Source organism: Pseudomonas sp. E102 (assembly GCF_052660185.1).
The window spans coordinates 2395865-2414005 of sequence record NZ_CP084025.1 but is presented as its reverse complement, the minus strand read 5'-3'; the positions used below and the strand labels follow the sequence as shown (position 1 = coordinate 2414005).

Annotated in this window: 15 protein-coding genes; 5 read left to right on the top strand and 10 right to left on the bottom strand. The window is 63.7% G+C overall.

From position 1 onward, the window contains the following. Window positions 1–191: 191 nt before the first annotated feature. The 9 genes from DOCECA_RS10695 to DOCECA_RS10655 form a co-directional block, all read right to left on the bottom strand. Window positions 192–1208, bottom strand: coding sequence for an ABC transporter substrate-binding protein (locus DOCECA_RS10695; RefSeq protein WP_445572160.1), 1017 nt, complete (start codon window positions 1206–1208; stop codon window positions 192–194). A gap of 74 nt (window positions 1209–1282) precedes the next feature. Beyond that, on the bottom strand, window positions 1283–2665 hold the full coding sequence (locus DOCECA_RS10690) for an aspartate aminotransferase family protein (protein ID WP_445571947.1): 1383 nt from the start codon (window positions 2663–2665) through the stop codon (window positions 1283–1285). Beyond that, window positions 2665–4107, bottom strand: a complete 1443-nt coding sequence (locus DOCECA_RS10685; RefSeq protein ID WP_434647532.1) for an APC family permease — start codon at window positions 4105–4107, stop codon at window positions 2665–2667. The genes DOCECA_RS10690 and DOCECA_RS10685 overlap by 1 nt, the downstream gene beginning before the upstream one ends. A 64-nt stretch (window positions 4108–4171) precedes the next feature. Then, window positions 4172–5665 (bottom strand): aldehyde dehydrogenase, encoded by a 1494-nt coding sequence (locus DOCECA_RS10680; RefSeq protein WP_445571946.1) that lies wholly within the window; start codon window positions 5663–5665, stop codon window positions 4172–4174. Window positions 5666–5680: 15 nt separating this feature from the next. Further along, window positions 5681–6850 carry an acetylornithine deacetylase gene (argE, locus tag DOCECA_RS10675; protein ID WP_445571945.1) on the bottom strand — a complete coding sequence of 390 codons (1170 nt, stop codon included), beginning with the start codon at window positions 6848–6850 and terminating at the stop codon, window positions 5681–5683. Then, window positions 6843–7517 carry a DUF1028 domain-containing protein gene (locus DOCECA_RS10670; protein ID WP_434676478.1) on the bottom strand — a complete coding sequence of 225 codons (675 nt, stop codon included), beginning with the start codon at window positions 7515–7517 and terminating at the stop codon, window positions 6843–6845. Before DOCECA_RS10670 ends, argE begins: the two co-directional genes overlap by 8 nt. Before the next feature lie 10 nt (window positions 7518–7527). Next, window positions 7528–7938 (bottom strand): RidA family protein, encoded by a 411-nt coding sequence (locus DOCECA_RS10665; RefSeq protein WP_003201555.1) that lies wholly within the window; start codon window positions 7936–7938, stop codon window positions 7528–7530. Then, window positions 7938–9242 (bottom strand): flavin-containing monooxygenase, encoded by a 1305-nt coding sequence (locus tag DOCECA_RS10660; protein WP_434647537.1) that lies wholly within the window; start codon window positions 9240–9242, stop codon window positions 7938–7940. Before DOCECA_RS10660 ends, DOCECA_RS10665 begins: the two co-directional genes overlap by 1 nt. A 299-nt stretch (window positions 9243–9541) precedes the next feature. Beyond that, window positions 9542–10597, bottom strand: coding sequence for a LacI family DNA-binding transcriptional regulator (locus DOCECA_RS10655; protein WP_420763823.1), 1056 nt, complete (start codon window positions 10595–10597; stop codon window positions 9542–9544). 128 nt (window positions 10598–10725) lie between these two features. On the opposite strand from DOCECA_RS10655, the gene DOCECA_RS10650 reads away from it, so the two are divergent. The 3 genes from DOCECA_RS10650 to DOCECA_RS10640 are packed head-to-tail and all read left to right on the top strand — an operon-like array spanning window position 10726 to window position 13785. Next, the gene (locus DOCECA_RS10650) at window positions 10726–11649 is read left to right on the top strand and encodes a TIM barrel protein (RefSeq protein ID WP_445571944.1); all 924 of its coding nucleotides are present in this window, start codon (window positions 10726–10728) and stop codon (window positions 11647–11649) included. A gap of 19 nt (window positions 11650–11668) precedes the next feature. Continuing rightward, entirely contained in the window at window positions 11669–12838 is a 1170-nt protein-coding gene (locus DOCECA_RS10645) for a Gfo/Idh/MocA family protein (protein WP_445571943.1), read from the top strand. A 44-nt stretch (window positions 12839–12882) separates the two neighbouring features. Further along, complete coding sequence (locus DOCECA_RS10640; RefSeq protein WP_434647545.1) at window positions 12883–13785, top strand: sugar phosphate isomerase/epimerase family protein; 903 nt, start codon at window positions 12883–12885, stop codon at window positions 13783–13785. A gap of 10 nt (window positions 13786–13795) precedes the next feature. Here DOCECA_RS10640 and DOCECA_RS10635 read toward each other — a convergent pair whose 3' ends face one another. Then, window positions 13796–14254 carry a metallophosphoesterase family protein gene (locus DOCECA_RS10635; RefSeq protein ID WP_434647547.1) on the bottom strand — a complete coding sequence of 153 codons (459 nt, stop codon included), beginning with the start codon at window positions 14252–14254 and terminating at the stop codon, window positions 13796–13798. Between the two features lie 128 nt (window positions 14255–14382). Here DOCECA_RS10635 and DOCECA_RS10630 point away from each other — a divergent pair, with 128 nt between their 5' ends. Both DOCECA_RS10630 and DOCECA_RS10625 read left to right on the top strand, forming a co-directional pair. Beyond that, window positions 14383–15948 (top strand): sensor domain-containing diguanylate cyclase, encoded by a 1566-nt coding sequence (locus DOCECA_RS10630; protein ID WP_434647550.1) that lies wholly within the window; start codon window positions 14383–14385, stop codon window positions 15946–15948. 105 nt (window positions 15949–16053) lie between these two features. Beyond that, complete coding sequence (locus DOCECA_RS10625; RefSeq protein WP_420763817.1) at window positions 16054–18057, top strand: peptidase U32 family protein; 2004 nt, start codon at window positions 16054–16056, stop codon at window positions 18055–18057. Window positions 18058–18141 lie beyond the last annotated feature (84 nt).

Sequence of the window (18141 nt, the reverse complement as noted above, 5' to 3'; positions counted from 1 at the left end):
CGGCGAGCCTCATACCTCCGTGGCGAGGGAGCTTGCTCCCGCTGGGCCGGTCCGACGCCTCGGGCGCAGCAGCCCCAAAAACCTGACGCGGTCCACCTGCTACTCCGCGATCACAGGGTAAAGGGGGTGCTTCGCACCCCAGCGGGAGCAAGCTCCCTCGCCACAAGAGCGGTTCGATATTAGGTTGGATACTAGCGAGCCGCCCAGGAGTTGAAGCGCTGTTCCAGCTCTTCGCCATGGTCGACCCAGAACTCCGCGTCCACCGCTTGCGCCTGTGCCAGGTTGGCCTCGGCGGTGGGCAGTTGCTCGCGGACTTCAGCGGGCAGCAGGCCCAGTGTCTGGCGATGCACCGGTCCGTAGGGGATGTTCTCCGAGAAGACTTTCTGGGTCTGCGGCTGGCTGGCGAAGGCAATGAATTTCTCCGCCAAGGCCTTGTTTGGCGTGCCTTTCACCACCGCCCAATATTCCGGGTCATACAGGCTTTGCGGCCAGACGATGCTCAGTTTCATGCCCTCTTTCTGCGCCGAGGCGATGCGACCGTTGTAGGCTGCGCTCATCGCCACATCCCCGGCCACCAGCCATTGCGCCGGCTGGGCGCCCGCCTCCCACCACTGGATATTCGGCTTGATCTGGTCCAGCTTGGCAAATGCCCGCGCCACGCCTTCCGGCGTATTCAAGACCTTGTACACATCTTCTGTCTTGACGCCGTCCGCCAGCAAGGCGATTTCCAGGGTGTACTTGGCCCCCTTGCGCAACCCACGCTTGCCCGGGTATTCGGTCACGTTCCAGAAATCGGCCCAGGAGGTGGGTGCCTTGGCGAGCTTGCTCTGGTCATAGGCCAGGACCATCGACCAGACGTACGTGGCCACGCCGCACTCAGTGAGCGCTCCCGGAACGAAATCCGCAGGCTTCCCTATGGCCGCCGGGTCGAGTCTTTCGAACAAGCCTTCCTCGCAACCACGCAGCAGTTCGGGGCTCTCCACTTCGACCACATCCCAACTGGTATGCCCGGCCGCGACCATCGCCTTGATCTTCGACAGCTCGCCGTTGTACTCGCCGGCCACGATGTTTCCCGCACCGCTGGCGTTGAAGGGTTGGAAGTAGGCCTTGTCCTGGGCCAACTTGGTGGCGCCGCCGAATGAAATCACGGTCAGGCTTTGTGGCGCGGCCAGGACGCTGGTACTCAGCAACGCCAGGGCACACGCCATGTTGTAACGCAAGGATCTGGACATGAATCGGTTCCTCGAAAATGCCGGCTCGCCCGCACGAGCCGGCGACGGACTCAGAGGCGACCGTAAGCGCGGGCGGTGCGGTCTACAGCAATACGGGTCTTGTCGACCAGTTCATCGATATCGGCATGGCTGGCCACGAGCGCCGGGGCCATGATCATCCGGCCCAAGGTGGAGCGAATGATCAGGCCCTCCTCGAAGCCGAAGGTGCGGCATTGCCAGGCCATTTCGTTTTCGTTGGCAAAGCGCTTGCGGCTGTTCCTGTCTTCGGCCAGTTGCAGGGCCGCGACCATGCCGGCGCCCTGGATCTCGCCCATCAGCGGGTGCCCGTCGAACGTTTCCCGCAGGCACCGTTGCAGATACGGCCCGGTGTCGTCCTTGACCCGTGTCACGATGCCCTCGTCGCGCAGGGCCTTGAGGTTGGCTATCGCCACCGCGGCCGCCACCGGGTGCCCGGAATACGTCAGGCCGTGGGCGAACACGCCGCCCTGCTCCACCAACACTTCGGCCATGCGTTTGGACAGGACCAGGCCACCCATGGGGATGTAGCCGCTGGTCAGGCCCTTGGCGATGGACAATGTGTCGGGCTCGAAGCCGAAATACTCATGGGCGAACCATTCGCCGGTGCGACCGAAGCCACCGATGACTTCGTCGGCGCACAGCAATACGTCGTACTGCCGGCAAATGCGTTGGATTTCCGGCCAGTAGCTCTCTGGCGGAAAAATCATGCCGCCGGCCCCCTGGAAGGGTTCGGCCACGAACGCCGCGACATTCTCGGCGCCCAGTTCGAGGATTTTCTCTTCCAACTGCCGGGCCGCCCGCAGGCCAAACTCGGCTGGGGTCAGGTCACCTTCGTGGGCGAACCAGTACGGCTCGTCGATGTGCGCGACATCCGGAATCACCCCGCCCATTTCGTGCATGAACTTCATGCCGCCCAGCGCCGACGCGCCCAGGGTCGAGCCGTGATAGCCGTTCCAACGACCGATCATGATTTTCTTCTGCGCCTTGCCGAGGATCTGCCAATAGCGGCGCACGGTACGAATCAGCACCTCGTTGGCCTCGGAGCCGGAGTTGGTGTAGATGGCGTGGCTGTAATGATCCGGCAGCAGGCTGAACAGCAGCTCGGACAGCTCCACCACGGCCGGATGGGTGGTGTGGAAGAACATGTTGTAGTACGGCAATTGCTCCAACTGACGGCTGGCCGCTGCCGCCAGGTCCTGGCGCCCGTAGCCCAGGTTGGTGCACCAAAGGCCCGACATGCCGTCCAGATAACGCTTGCCATCGTTGTCCCAGAGCGCCAGCCCTTCGCCACGGACGATGACCCGTGGCCCTTCGGCATTGAGGGCTTTCTGGTCGAGAAACGCATGGATGTGGTGCGCCGCATCCAGCGCCTGATACTCGCGGGTGCTGCGGTTCGGGTTCAATGGCGCGTTCATTAAAGGTCTCCTTTGTTGATCTTGTCGGTTTCGGTGCCCTGGACAGACGCCAGCGGCTCGGGCTTGAACAGCGGTTTGCCCATCACGCACTTGACCCACACCAGCGCGATCAGCGAAACGATGCCCAGCACCGCGCCAGCGCTGGCGAAGATCGGAACAGTCATTTCAGGGCTGGGGGACACGTGCCAGATGGCAAAGAGCATGCCGGCGATGCCGAACAGCTGCGGCACCGGGTAGAACGGCGTGCGAAACGGCCGGTGAACATGGGGATAGCGGCGCCGCAGGGCAATCACGTTGATGTGAGTGATGACGTAGGCCAGCAGCCAGGCCAGGGCCGCCGCCAGAAGCAAAAGGTTGATGGCGTCGGGCGTGTCGTGCATCAGCAGCAGCGGTAAGCCGGTAACCAGCGCCACGAACAGCACCGCCACCCAAGGAGCACCGCTGCGCTTGCCCTGGCGCTTGAAGATGCCGAACGCCTGGCCGCTACGGGCCATGCCCAACAACATGCGCGGTATGGCAGCGAGGGAACTGTTCAGCGTACTGCACGTTGCGGTGATGGCGGCGGTCACCAGGAATACCTGCCCGGCCTCGCCGAACACCGAAGTCGCGAACAGATAGTGCGGCAAGCCATTGCTGGCGAGCTCAGCCTGGGGAACGGTGAGCAAAGCGCCCAGGCAATACAGGCAGATAATGACGAAGATCACCGTCAGGCCAATCATCATCGAGGCCGGGATGTTGCGTTCCGGACGGCGGGTTTCCTCGACCAGTGGGCAGACGAATTCGGCCCCGACAAATCCCCACACCGCCATCGCGGTCAGGGCAATGACACCGAGCCCCATGGGGTTCCAGCCCGTAGCCGCCACCAACGTCGATACGCTGCCTGCCCCATCGCTCGCCAAGGCGCCGAGGCCCATGACCAACAGCATCACCGTCATGACCAGGGCCAACACCGTTTGAAGCCGAGAGAAAATGTCGATGTTGAACAGGTTGAGCACAGTGAACAGGCACAGCACGCCAACCGCGACACTCAACGGCGGCATCGAGTGCGGGTAGACCTTGTCGATGATGAACTCCATCAGCAGCAGTTCCGCCGACAGGGCAAACATCGCCACCACCACGTAACCGGAAAACGTCGCCAGGATCGCCGGGAACTGGCCGATGGCGACTTCGGTGTAACTGCTCAGGCTGCCTGCGCGCGGAATCATCAAGGCCAGTTCGGAAAACGAACAGGCGTAGCTCAGGGCCAACAGCCAGGCCAAGGCCAACGGAATCACGAAGCCCAGCCCGGCGATCCCGGCCCCTTGCAGCATCAGCACCATGACGCCCTGGGAAACCACCAGGCCCACGGCGACGGCCAACAGGGCGCTCAGGCCCAGCCGTTTGCGTGGGCCGACCTGCGATGGCGTAATGGTTTGTAGCGGCACGCTTGAGAAACTGTCCATCGGTTGCTCCGTTTTCTTTTTTTAGGGAGAACAAATCGATTGCGAACGACGACCTGGACCGCGGTCAGCTGCGCAGCTGGATCCAGGTGGTCTTCAGTTGTGTGTATTTGTCGAAGGCGTGCAGCGACAGATCGCGTCCGAAGCCCGATTGCTTGCCGCCGCCAAAGGGCACGGTGACGTCGAGGGCGTCCACGGTATTGACCGACACCGTGCCCGCGTTCAAACGCCGCGCCACACGGTGGGCCCGGTTCAGGTCGTCGGTCCACACGGAGGCCGCCAGGCCGTAGATGTGTTCGTTGGCCATGGCGATGGCCTGCTCTTCGTCATCGAACACGCTGATTGCCAGCACCGGCCCGAACACCTCTTCACGGGCCAATTGCATGGTTGGGCGCACCTCGGTGAAGATCGTCGGTTCGATGAAATTGCTCGACCCATCGATGTTCAGTTGGCGTCCCCCACACACCAGGCGTGCGCCTTCAGCCTTGGCCTGCTGGATGTATTGCATGACCCTCGCGGTCTGACGCGCATCGACGATAGCGCCGGCAGGGCTCGCAGGGTCCAACGGATCGCCGGGTTGCCACAGGCGAGCCTGTTCCACCAGGCGTTCTACGAACGCGTCGTGAATCGACCGTTGGACCAACAACCGCGAGTTGGCCGAGCACACTTCGCCTTGGTTGAAGAAGATTCCGAACGCGGCTTTGCGCGCCGCCAGGTCAAGGTCCTGACAATCGGCAAACACCAGGTTCGGGCTCTTGCCACCGCACTCCAGCCAGACCTGCTTGAGGTTCGATCGGGCCGAGTACTGCATGAAATATTTACCGACCTCGGTCGATCCGGTGAACACCAGCGAATCGACGTCCGGGTGCAAGCCGAGCGCCCGCCCGGCCTGCTCGCCCAGGCCCGGCACGACGTTGAGCACACCCGGTGGCACGCCTGCCTCGAGGGCCAGTTCAGCCAGGCGCAGGGCCGAAAACGGCGATTGCTCCGCCGGCTTGAGCACGACACTGTTGCCCGCCGCCAACGCTGGCGCGACTTTCCAGGCCGCCATGTCCAACGGAAAATTCCACGGCACCACCGCCGCAATCACGCCGAGCGGAACGCGGGTAATCGTGGCGAGGACGTTCGCCGCCGAGGGCGCGACCTGGTCGTAGAGTTTGTCGAGGCTTTCGCCATACCAGGCAAACACATGGGCGGCACCCGGCACGTCGATGTTCCAGGCATCCATGACCGGTTTGCCCATGCTCAAGCAATCCAGCAGCGCCAGTTCCTCGCGATGAGCCAGCATCAACTGAGACAAACGCAACAACACGGCCTTGCGCTCGCTGGGCGCCATGCGCGCCCAAGGGCCCTGCTCGAATGCCTTGCGTGCGCTTTTCACGGCAAGGTCCACTTCCGGTTCAGCGCAGGCCACGACATTGGCGAGCAACACGCCGTTGGCGGGGTTGATCACTTCGAATCGGGCGCCATCGAGAGCTTCGTGGGGCTCGCCGTCGATCAGGGCGCTGTCGCGCAGGCGCACTTGAGCGGCACGCGCCTTCCAATCATTGAATTCGTTCACGGGTAATTCCTTGGATCAAACGTCATTGGGTTCGCTGAGGTAAACCGCCAGGCGGTCCATCAAGCGATCGCAGGCAGCCATTTGCTCGACGCTCACGTATTCGTCGGGTTTGTGGCCTTGGTCCATGCTGCCGGGGCCGCACACCACCGTTGGGATGCCGGCCTGGTGGAACAGCCCGCCCTCGGTGCCGAACGCCACGGTGCCGAAACCGTCGTTGCCGCACAGCCGGGCCACCAGGCGCGCGGCCGCGCTGTGCGGCGAGGTCGCCAGGCCCGGGTAAGCGGACAAGGGTTCGAAACGAATGGCGGTGTCGGTGTTTACTGCCTGCATCCTGGGCAGCAGCGTCTGTTCGGCGTAATCGCGCAACTGCTCGACCACCGCCTGCGGGGCGAAGTCCGGCAAGGCGCGCACCTCGAAATCGAAGCGGCAATCGGCGGGGACAATGTTCAATGCCGTGCCGCCCTGGATCACGCCGACCTGTACGGTCGAATACGCCGGGTCGAAGCGCGGATCGTGTCGTGAGGGCTCGGCCAAATCCGCACCGATCTCACCCAGATGGCCGATCAAGCGCGCCGCCTGTTCGATGGCATTGACCCCGTAAGGCGCATAGGCGGAATGGCAAGGCGCGCCCTTGACGTGGCAACGCATCGCCAACTTGCCCTTGTGGCCCAACACCGGTCGCAGCTCGGTGGGCTCGCCGATCAGGCACAAGGCCGGTTGCGGGACGCGTTGCGGCAGGACTTCCAGCAGGCCGCGCACGCCCAGGCAACCGATTTCTTCGTCATAAGAGAACGCCAGGTGTACAGGACGCTTCAACGGGCTGGACAGGAATGTCGGCACGGCCGCCAGCACCGAGGCCAGGTAGCCTTTCATGTCCGCCGTACCGCGTCCGAACAACTTGCCGTCCCGCTCGCTAAGGCGGAACGGCTCCGCGGTCCAGGCTTGCCCGTCCACTGGCACTACATCAGTGTGCCCGGACAACACCACGCCGCCCGGCACCGACGGGCCGATGCTCGCCAGCAGGTTGGCCTTGGTCCGTTCCGTGTTGTAGATCAGCTCGCTGTTCACGCCCAGGCCGTGCAGGTAATCGCGAACGAACTCGATCAACGCCAGGTTCGAATCGCGGCTGACCGTGGCAAAGCCCACCAGCTCGGCGAGTAATGCACGGCTGCGCAACTCACTCATCGCCCGGCACCCCGTAGCTGGGCGCCTGGGTTGGATCGAGGGCGCGAGTGAGGTAGTCCTGCAACTGCGGCTGATAGGCGAGCCAGAGTTTTTCCAGTTCGCCGATGGGATTTTCATCCGCCCAATCGACCCGTAGATCGACGATTGGCCAGGTCAGGTCATCCACCACCGACAACGCCGCCGAATGCACCGCCCCGGCTTCTCCGCCTGCGGCCTGTCCCGCCTGCAACGCGCTCAACAGGCGGGACGCGAGGCTGCCCTCACCCTGTTCGAATGCCGTGACCATTGCGGCAATGACCCCGTCGCCCGCCAGCAGGTTGCCGGCCGCCACACACTGTTCGCCGACCCCGGCGCCATGGACGCCCAACGCGTGGCGACCGCTGAAAACCGCCGTGCGCCCCTGGGCATCCACCACGGCCACCTGGCGATACTCGCTGTAGCCGTTGCGTGCTAGGGCACGGTCCAGCGCCTCTTGGGCCACCGAACCGGCGGCCAATTCGTCGAGGATCTGCGGGCCCAGCGCCGGCAATGTGATGTTCTGGCTCGACACCGCGCCAACCCCTGCCCGCAGCCAGGGGCAACGGGCGCCGACGGCAATGCTCGACGAGCTGATGGCGATGCCCAACTGGCCGGTTTCGGCGCAGCGTCCGACAATGGAAAACGTCATGTCGTGCTCCTTATTCGGGGATGACCGCGATCACATCGATTTCCATCAGCCACTGCGGCTGGCCGAGGGCACTGACCACCAGCCCGGTGGAAATCGGGAACACGCCCTTGAGCCATTTGCCGACCTCCTGGTACACCGGCTCGCGGTAGCGCGGGTCGATCAGGTAGGTGGTGGTCTTGACGATGTGGCTCAGGTCACTGCCGGCTTCTTCCAGCAGTTGCTTGACGTTGCGCATGGCCTGTTCGGCCTGGGCCCGCGGATCGCCGAGGCCCACCAGCTGGCCGTTGAAATCGGTGCCGACCTGCCCACGGACGTAAACGGTATTGCCCGCGCGCACGGCCTGGCACAGGTCGTTGTCCAGGGTCTGGTTGGGGTAGGTGTCCTTGGTGTTGAACATGCGGATGCGAGTGTGAGTAGGCATCAACGAACTCCCGTCAGGCTGGTTTTCAAAGGTTGCGAAATGCGCTGGGATGCATCGCGGTAGTCGAGATACGTGCGCTGTTTGACGATGTGGTCGGTGATATGCCGGGCGTCGTGCCACACGCCCCAGATGAACGCCGACCCCCGGCGCGACAGCCAAGGCAGGCCGACAAAATAGAGGCCAGGTTCGCTGCAGACCCCACGCTGATGCCGAGGCTTGCCATCGGCTTTGAACGCATCGACGTTCAGCCAGCTGTAATCCACCGAGTACCCGGTGGCCCAGATGATGGTGCTGACACCCGCCTCGACCAGGTCCAGCTCAAGGATCGGATGGGTCATGCATTCAGGATCGGGCAATAGCCGGCGCGCCTCGGGCTCGGGCGGCAGGTCCAGGCCATTGCGCTCGATATAGGCATCGGCGGCGTCGAGCAACGCCAGGTAGTTTTCATCGCCACGGGCGACGTTTTCGGCAAGGTTGGATTCGAAACTCACTACGTGGCCGTTGAACGCTCGGGTCAGGCCCACCAGCGTGATGCCCTCGTGGGCCAGCCGGCGGAAATCCACGGTGTGGCCGCCCCGGGCGCCACTCACAGCGATGGTCACGTGCTCCTTGCCCGGCTTGACCGCCTCGGCATCCCACTCGCCCAGCACCCCGAGCCACCAGCAGAAATCCCGATTGCGATAGGCGCGTGGCGGACGATCATGGGCACCGACAGAGAGGTAGACCTGCTTGCCGGCCCGCTGCAATTCATCGGCGATCTGCACCCCCGACGACCCCGCTCCCACCACGAGCACGGCGCCTTCGGCCAACTGCCCGGGGTTGCGGTATTGCGCCGAGTGAATCTGGGTGAGCGCAGGCATCTGCGGCGCGATGGGCGGGATGACGGGACGTTGGAAGGGCCCGGTGGCGACCACCACGTTAGTGGCTTCGATCACACCGTCGGAGGTATCAATAGTAAAACCTGGGCGACCGACAGTGCGCTCGACCTTGCGCACTTCCACACCCGTGCGGATCGGCGCGTTGAACTTGCGGGCGTAGGCTTCGAAGTACTCGGCCACCTGGTCCTTGGAGGCGAACGCATCGGGATCCAGGCCGTCGAATTCCAGCCCAGGAAAGCGGTCATGCCAGGCCGGGCCGTTGGCGACCAGCGAGTCCCAGCGCGCCGTCCGCCAGGCTTCGGCGATGCGGTCGCGCTCCACCACCAGATGCGGCACGCCTTGGCGGCTCAAATGTTCACTCATGGCGACGCCGGCCTGGCCGGCGCCTATTACAAGCGTATCGATGCGTAGGGTTTCAACGGGCATGTCTTGGCACTTCCGGCAGAGGGTTTGGCTCAAGTCGGCGTGTCGCCGCCTCGGGTTCCGGTTTCTTGTTGTTCTGCGATTGCAGCTATCGAAACAAGCTGTCGAGGCGATTGTGTTGGCAGGCGGGAATTTACGAAACGAGGGTTTTTGTTGTGGCTGGGAAGGAAAAAACTGGTGGGGGAACGAATGGCTGGATCAGCGCGCGCGGGTGTCCCAGGGTCTGTTTGAAATGTGTTCGCGCGAAGGCCAGCCCCGTTTCAACGCTGTATGGGTGAGTCCGGATACATTTCGTACAGAGCCTAGACGCTTTCCGGAACATCCACTTGCAACGCCACCACCCGCCTCGCCACCGGCCCCACCGACGTGGCCGTCGCGGCTTCGACCAGAGCATCCACGGCTTCTTCGGCCAGGGTGGTCACCGGGTGGGAGAGCACCGCCTGGACCAATCCGGTTTTCAACGCCTCCCGGGTCAGCGGCGTCAGGTCATGGCACACCACGACGGGCAGGCGCAGCTGTTGCTGCTGGAGGCTGCGCAGGGCCCGCAATACCCCGGCGATGCCGCCGCCGGCCACGTAAAGCCCCGCCAGGTCGGGTTCTGCCGTGAGCAGGTCGACGGTGTTGCCATAGGCAAACTCGTCGTCCTCCAGGGTCAGGCGCGAGGCGAGCAGCTCCCATTCGCCGGTTTGCTCCGCCAAGTAGCTGCGAAAGCTCAATTCGCACAATTCCTGGCATTGGAAACGCTGGCTGCTGAGCATGACCGCCGCTGGCCCGGGCTGCCTGGCGAGGCGGCTGATGAACCAACCGGCGGTGCGTCCCGTGAGGCGATTGTCGAGGCCGGCGTAACCAGTGCCGGCGCCGCTGGACAGTTCCGAGAGCAGCGCCACGACCGATATGCCTGTCGCGCGCAATTGTGCCACCGCCTCACGCACCTTGGGGTGATCGACCGCCACCACGCCAAGGCCGTCCACCTGGTCACGCAAGGCGAGGATGCGTTGGGCCACGTTGACCGGATCAAGGTCGTCCAGGTACCCAATGACCACGCGAATCCGCGCTCGCGTGCAGGTGGCGGCGGCGTTTGACAGGGCGTGGGCCAGCCCCTGATAGAACGGCACCCCGCTTTTCTGCAACAGGAACCCCAGACGCAGGGTGGGACGGTCGTTGAGCACACGCTGCTCGATCACCCCCTTGGCATGGAAGCCCAAGCGCCCCGCCGCTGCCGCGATGCGCTGGGCGGTGTCGGCACGCACGTCGGCGCGCAGGTTCAGCACCCGGTCCACCGTCGACAGGCTCACACCGGCTTCCCGGGCGACATCAGCCATGGTGGGGCGCAATTTTCGGCGTGGTTGCTTTGACATGTCTTGACACCTCTTTTCGCCATCATGAGGGGTTCTGACACATTAAGCCATCTCCCCATGGCCCGCTCCGCAACGAGGCAATAGCATCAGCCCAAGACAAAAACAACAACACAGCCGGAGTGCTTCAAATGGCGATCCACATCTGCACGGCGCCTTGCTGCTGGGGCGTCGATGACATCAAGAACGCGTTTCTGCCACCGTGGCGACGGGTGCTGCGCGAAGCTGCCGATGCGGGCTATCGCGGCATCGAGCTGGGGCCCTATGGTTATCTGCCGCTGGAGGCGGAAATCCTCAATCCAGCACTGTCGGAGCACGGCCTGCACATCGTCGCGGGAACGATTTTCGATGACTTGGTAAACCCCGCCAATCTGCCCGAACTGCTGCGCCAGACCCACGCCATCTGCGGCTCGCTCAAACAACTGCCGCCCTTCAAACCCCAGCCCGGCCAGCGCTTCGGCGGGCCCTACCTGGTGATCATCGACTGGGGCCACGACGAACGCGACTACGCGGCCGGCCATTCGGACCGCGCGCCACGCCTGGACGACGCGCACTGGAACGCGATGATGGCGCATATCCGCGCCATCGCCGCCCTCGCCTGGGAGACCTATGGCATCCGCGCCGTCATCCATCCTCACGCCGGCGGCTACATCGAATTCGCCGATGAGCTGGCGCGGCTGGTGGATGACGTCCCCCACGACATTGCCGGGTTGTGCCTGGACACCGGGCACCTCTACTACGCCGGCATGGACCCGCTCGCATCGCTGCGCACCTACGCCCATCGCTTGGACTACCTGCACTTCAAAGACATAGACCCGGCGGCCTTCGACCAAGTGCTGAACGAGCGCATCCGCTTCTTCGCCGCCTGTGCCCGGGGCGTGATGTGCCCGATAGGACGCGGTGCCATCGACTACCCGGCCCTGCATGGCCTGCTGCGTGAGCTCGGCTACCAAGGCGCGATTACCGTCGAACAGGAACGCGACCCGCGCAACGCCGCCACCAGCCTGGACGACGTGGCGGCCAGCCGCGCCTATCTGGCCGGCATCGGCTTCTGACCAAACGAGGACAATACTTATGATCAATGGCAGCAAAACCCTTGGACGGCCCCTGCGCTGGGCCATGGTCGGCGGCGGCGAGCACAGCCAGATCGGCTACATCCACCGCTCGGCCGCCCTGCGGGATCGCAACTTCGAACTGGTCGCCGGCGCGCTGGACATCGATCCGGGCCGTGGCCAGGCCTTCGGCGAAGCGTTGGGGATCGACCCGGCGCGCTGTTATCCGGACTACCTGAGCTTGTTCGAGCTGGAAGCACAGCGGCCCGACGGCATCGAGGCGGTGTCGATCGCCACCCCCAACGGCACGCACTACGCCATCACCCGCGCCGCCCTGGAAGCCGGCTTGCATGTGGTTTGCGAGAAACCGCTGTGCTTCACCCTCGACGAAGCCGAGGCGTTGCGGACCCTGGCCAGGTCCCGGGGCCGTATCGTCGGCCTGACCTACGGCTACGCCGGGCACCAGTTGATCGAACAGGCGCGGGCAATGATTGCAGCCAAGGAGCTGGGGGAGATCCGCATGGTGCATATGCAGTTCGCCCACGGTTTTCACAGCGCGCCGGTAGAGGCTCAGAGCCAGGCGACGCAATGGCGCGTCGACCCGCGCCAGGCCGGCCCCAGTTATGTGCTGGGGGATGTCGGTACGCATCCGTTGTATCTGTCCAAGGTCATGCTGCCCGAGCTCAAGATCAAGCGCTTGGTGTGCAGCCGGCAGAGCTTCGTCGCCAGCCGCGCGCCGCTGGAGGACAACGCCTACACCTTGATGGAGTACGAAAGCGGCGCGATGGGCATGGTCTGGTCCAGCGCGGTGAATGCCGGTTCCATGCACGGCCAGAAAATCCGCGTGATCGGGTCCCGGGCGAGCCTGGAATGGTGGGATGAGCGCCCCAACCAGCTCAGTTTCGAGATCCAGGGCCAGCCCGCGCAAACCCTGGAGCGCGGCATGGGCTATCTGCACGACGACGCCTTGCTGGACGACCGCATCGGTGGCGGTCATCCCGAAGGGCTGTTCGAGGCCTGGTCCAATCTCTATCGCCGCTTCGCCCTCGCCATGGACGCCGCCAACCGTGGCGACGCCCAAATGCTGGCCGCGCTGCGCTATCCCGACATCGACGCCGGCGTGGACGGCGTGCGCTGGGTGGAGCGCTGCGTGGAATCGGCCAACAACGATTCAACCTGGATCGCCTATTAACCTGCTGCCACAGGTAACCAAATGTTGATCAACGGAGAACAACAATGAAAATCGCCCTCGATCCCTACATGCACCGCCACCTGAGCCTGCCGGACCTGTGCCGCAAGACCGCCGAGCTCGGCTACCAATACCTGGAACTGTCGCCGCGTGAAGATTTCCTGCCGTGGTGGGTTCGCCCTCGCGTCCACAAGGAACGCATCACCGAATTCAAGAAAGCCCTGCGCGACCATGACCTGCAACTGGCGTCGCTGCTGCCGATGTACCGCTGGGCCAGCCCCCACGAGGATGAACGCCGGGCGGCGGTGAACTACTGGAAGGAAGCGATCCACGTTGCCGTGGAGATGGGGTGTACGACGATGAACTCGGAGTTCGGTCGCGGGCCGTCGCCCGATCGCGGGCACAAGATCAGCTGCTGTGGCGGCATGCACAGTCATGAGTCGAGCGAAGCGGCCTGGTGGCGCTCGATGGAAGAGCTGGTGCCGATCCTCGAATCCGAAGGCGTTACCCTCAACGTCGAGCCGCATCCGGAGGACTGGTGCGAAACCCTTCAGCCGGCCCTGGACATGCTCAAGACCGTCGGTTCAGACAACGTGAAGTTTTTGTACTGTGCCCCCCACACGTTCTACTTCGGCGATGACATGCAAGCCATGATCGCTGAAGCCGGGTCGATGATCTCCCATGTCCACATTGCCGACACCTACAACCACAAGGCCTCGTCCGGCCTGCGCTATATCGTCAACCCACCCGGAGCCAAGGTGACGGTGCATCAGCACATGGACATGCACCAGGGCGAGATCGACTGGGACCTGTTCTTTGGCGAACTGGCGAAGACCGGCTTCGACGGCATCGTCACGGCATGTGTGTTCGGCTGGGAGGAACGGGCCGATGAATCCGGGCGTTTCATGCGCCAGGAGATCCAGTCCTACGTCGACAAATACTTCAGGTAACTCAGGCCTGTCACGGTAGCAACGGCACGATCCGCGGCTCGATCCCCTGCTCGCTGACCTCCAGCAACGCCAGCGTCACCGGCAACTTGAACCGCCGCCGGCCGGCGCTGCCGGGGTTGAGGTAGAGCCGCTCGCCACGCCAGTCGATCAGCGGCTTGTGGGAATGGCCGGTGATCACCACCCTTACAGCTGGATCGAGCGTCGCCGGCACATCGGCGATGTCATGGACCAACAGCACCTGCCACCCGCCCAGGTCGAATTGCAACTGATCGGCGATCTGTCCCGCCCAGTCGGCCTCCAGGTCGTTGTTCCCACGTACCACGTACAGCTCGCCGATGGATGCCAGGGCTTCCAGGATCTGGTGGCTGCCGATATCACCGGCATGAATGATCCTCTCGCAGCCTTGCAGCGCGTCCAACGCCTCGGGGCGCAGCAAGCCGTGGGTGTCGGATATGACGCCAACTTTCATGAACCTTCCCCTTGTGCCGTGTGTCGTCGGCTGTATAGGCCTCGTCGCAGTTAGCTAACGTGCTGAAATGGAATAGGATAGGCTGTGCGCTGCAAGCGCACGGACCCGTCGTGTAGAAGGATAAGCCAATGCTCGGACGCAAACAGCCAGAGCCCAGGATTGAAAGCCCCGATCAAGCGTTCCCGCAGGCTGTGCGAGCCGGGGCGGCGTTTCGGCTGACGGTCAGTTTCATGCTCGTGGTCGTCATGGCCTTCCTGGCCGTCGAGGGCTGGCGCACATGGCGCGATTATCGCGCGGCCTTCGCTTCCGCCCGCGACTCGGTCACCAACCTGGCGAGGGCAACCGCCCAACACGCCGAAGACGCCATCCGCCAAGTGGACGTGCTCACCGCCGCCCTTGCCGAACGAGTGGAAGGCGACGGGCTGCAAAACATGGACATTGCCCGTATCCACAAGCTGCTCATCCAGCAAGCCGCGATCATGCCGCAACTGCACGGCTTGTTTATCTACGGCCCGGACGGTCAATGGCTGGCGACAGACAAGGACGTGATACCGGAAATGGCGAACAACGCCGATCGAGACTACTTCCAGTACCACCGCACCCACCAGGACCGTGGCGTGCGTATCGGCGAAGTGATCAAGAGTCGTTCCACCGACGACTTGATCATTCCTGTCTCGCGCCGCTTGAACAACCCCGACGGCTCTTTCGCCGGCGTGATGCTCGGGACCGTCAAGGTCAGCTATTTCGTCGACTATTACGGTGACTTCAAGATCGACGACAAAGGCGCGCTGGTGCTCGCATTGCGCAGTGGCACGATCCTGGTACGACGGCCCTTCGTCGCCTCGGTGATCGGCAAGAGCCTGGTCAACAGCGTGATCTTCCGTGAGCACCTGCCAACCTCCAACCAGGGCGTGGCCGAAGCCCGGGCGGTCGTCGACGACACCGAACGCTTGTACGGCTACCGGGCCCTGACCACCTACCCGCTGGTGGTGGAAGCCGGTTTGTCCCGCGAATCGATCGTCGCCCCGTGGCGCCGGGACTTGTTCAAGACCAGCCTGGTGCTGATATTCCTGATCGCCATCCTGGTGGGTTTCGGGCTCATCGTGTTGAGCCAGCTGCGCTACCGCATGACCATGGAAAAGCAGATCCGCAGCGCCCACCAAGCCATGCGGGACATGGCCCTGACCGACAGCCTGACCGGCCTGGGCAACCGTCGGCGGCTAGACAGCGCCCTGGCCGATGAGCTGCGCCTGGCCAAGCGCCAGGGTTCGTCCTTGGCCCTGATCATGCTCGACGTCGACTACTTCAAACGCTTCAACGACAAGTACGGCCATGCCGCCGGCGACGACTGCCTGCGGGCGATTGCCAGCGCGATCGGGCAGACGATCAAGCGGCCCGGGGACCTGGCGGTCCGCTACGGCGGCGAGGAATTCACGGTGTTGCTGCCCAATACCGACAGCACTGGCGCCGCCCAGGTCGCGCAACAAATCCTCGAAGCCGTCAGGGCCCTGAACATCGAGCATGGCGATCATCCCCTGGGCATCGTCACCATCAGCGCGGGCATCAACACCTGCCAGCCGAGCAGCGAGGACGTGAGCCCCGCCATGTTGATCAAGGCCGCCGACGCGTTTCTGTACCTGGCGAAGAACACCGGGCGCAACCGCTGGTGCAGCATCGGCGCCGCCCAGGGCTGACCGCGTATCGGCTCATTTCCCCCGACACAGGCTTGCACAGGTGCCGATCCGGCGCCTGGCGGCTACAATGCGCGCTTCGACCGTGACCAGCCTGACTAAAAAAACATGTCCTTGCCTAAACATCATCTGGAATTGCTCAGCCCCGCCCGCGACGTGACCATCGCCCGCGAGGCCATCCTGCATGGCGCCGACGCCGTGTACATCGGTGGCCCGAGTTTCGGTGCGCGTCACAACGCCTGCAACGAGGTGAGCGATATCGCCGGGCTGGTGGAGTTCGCCCATCGCTACCATGCCCGGGTGTTCACCACGATCAACACGATCTTGCATGACAACGAGCTGGAGCCGGCCCGCCAGTTGATCCATCAGCTCTACGATGCCGGCGTCGATGCCCTGATCGTCCAGGACCTGGGCGTGATGGAACTGGACATTCCGCCGATCGAGCTGCACGCCAGCACCCAGACCGACATTCGCACACTCGCCCGGGCGAAATTCCTCGACCAAGCCGGTTTCTCGCAGCTGGTGTTGGCCCGCGAGCTGAACCTGCAGGAAATCCGCGCCATCGCCGACGAAACCGACGCAGCCATCGAGTTCTTCATTCACGGCGCGTTGTGCGTGGCGTTTTCCGGCCAGTGCAACATCTCCCACGCGCAAAACGGCCGCAGCGCCAACCGTGGCGATTGCTCCCAGGCTTGCCGCCTGCCCTACACCCTCAAGGATGATCAAGGCCGGGTGGTCGCCTACGAAAAGCACCTGTTGTCGATGAAAGATAACAACCAGAGCGCCAACATCCGCGCCCTGGTTGAAGCTGGCGTGCGCTCGTTCAAGATCGAAGGCCGCTACAAGGATGCGGCCTATGTGAAGAACATCACCGCCTACTATCGCCAGCGCCTGGACGATGTCCTCGAAGACCGCCCGGACCTGGCCCGCGCTTCCAGTGGCCGCATCGCGCACTTCTTCGTGCCGGATCCGGACAAGACCTTCCACCGTGGCAGCACCGACTACTTCGTCAGCGAGCGCAAGATCGATATCGGCGCCTTCGACTCCCCCACGTTCACCGGCGTACCGGTGGGCGTGGTGGAGAAAGTCGGCAAGCGCGACCTGCACGTGGTGACGTCTGATCCGTTGTCCAACGGCGACGGCCTCAACGTGCTGGTCAAGCGCGAAGTGGTGGGTTTCCGGGCCAACATCGCCGAGCCCAAGGGCGAGTTCCTCGATGACGAAGGCCAGAAGCGCTACCGCTACCGCGTCGAGCCCAACGAGATGCCCGCCGGCATGTACCAGTTGCGGCCCAACCATCCGCTGAGCCGCAACCTGGACCACAACTGGCAGCAAGCTTTGCTCAAGACCTCCGCCGAGCGTCGCGTAGGCTTGGCCTGGGTCGCGCAGTTGCGCGAAGAGCGTCTGGAGCTGACCGCCACCAGCGAAGAAGGCATCAGCGCCAGCGTTGCCCTCGACGGTCCTTTCGGCCTGGCGAACAAGCCAGAACAAGCCCTGGAGCAGTTGCAGGACCTGCTCGGCCAACTGGGCACCACCGAGTACCACGCCACGTCGATCAAGCTGGACGCGCCCCAGGCGTTTTTCATTCCCAACTCCCAGCTCAAGGCACTGCGCCGCGAGGTGATCGAAGCCCTGACCACGGCGCGCGTCGCGGCGCATCCACGGGGCGGGCGCAAGGCTGAAACCACGCCGCCACCGGTGTACCCGGAGTCGCACCTGTCGTTTTTGGCCAACGTCTACAACCAGAAGGCCCGGGACTTCTACCACCGCCACGGCGTCAAGCTGATCGACGCGGCGTTCGAGGCCCACGAGGAAACCGGCGAAGTACCGGTGATGATCACCAAGCATTGCCTGCGTTTTTCGTTCAACCTCTGCCCCAAGCAAGCCAAGGGCGTCACCGGCGTGCGCACCAAGGTCGCGCCGATGCAGCTGATTCACGGCGATGAAGTGCTGACCTTGAAGTTCGATTGCAAACCCTGCGAGATGCATGTGGTCGGCAAGATCAAGGGGCATATCCTCGACCTGCCATTGCCGGGCAGCACGGCTCAGCCGGTGGTGGGGCATATCAGCCCGGAAGATCTGCTCAAGACGATTCCGCGCGGGACGCATTGACTCCAGTCACCACCGAACCCTGTGGGAGCGGGCTTGCTCGCTCCCACAGGGGATTTTTCATTTCTGCGCCGTTTGCGCTTTTTC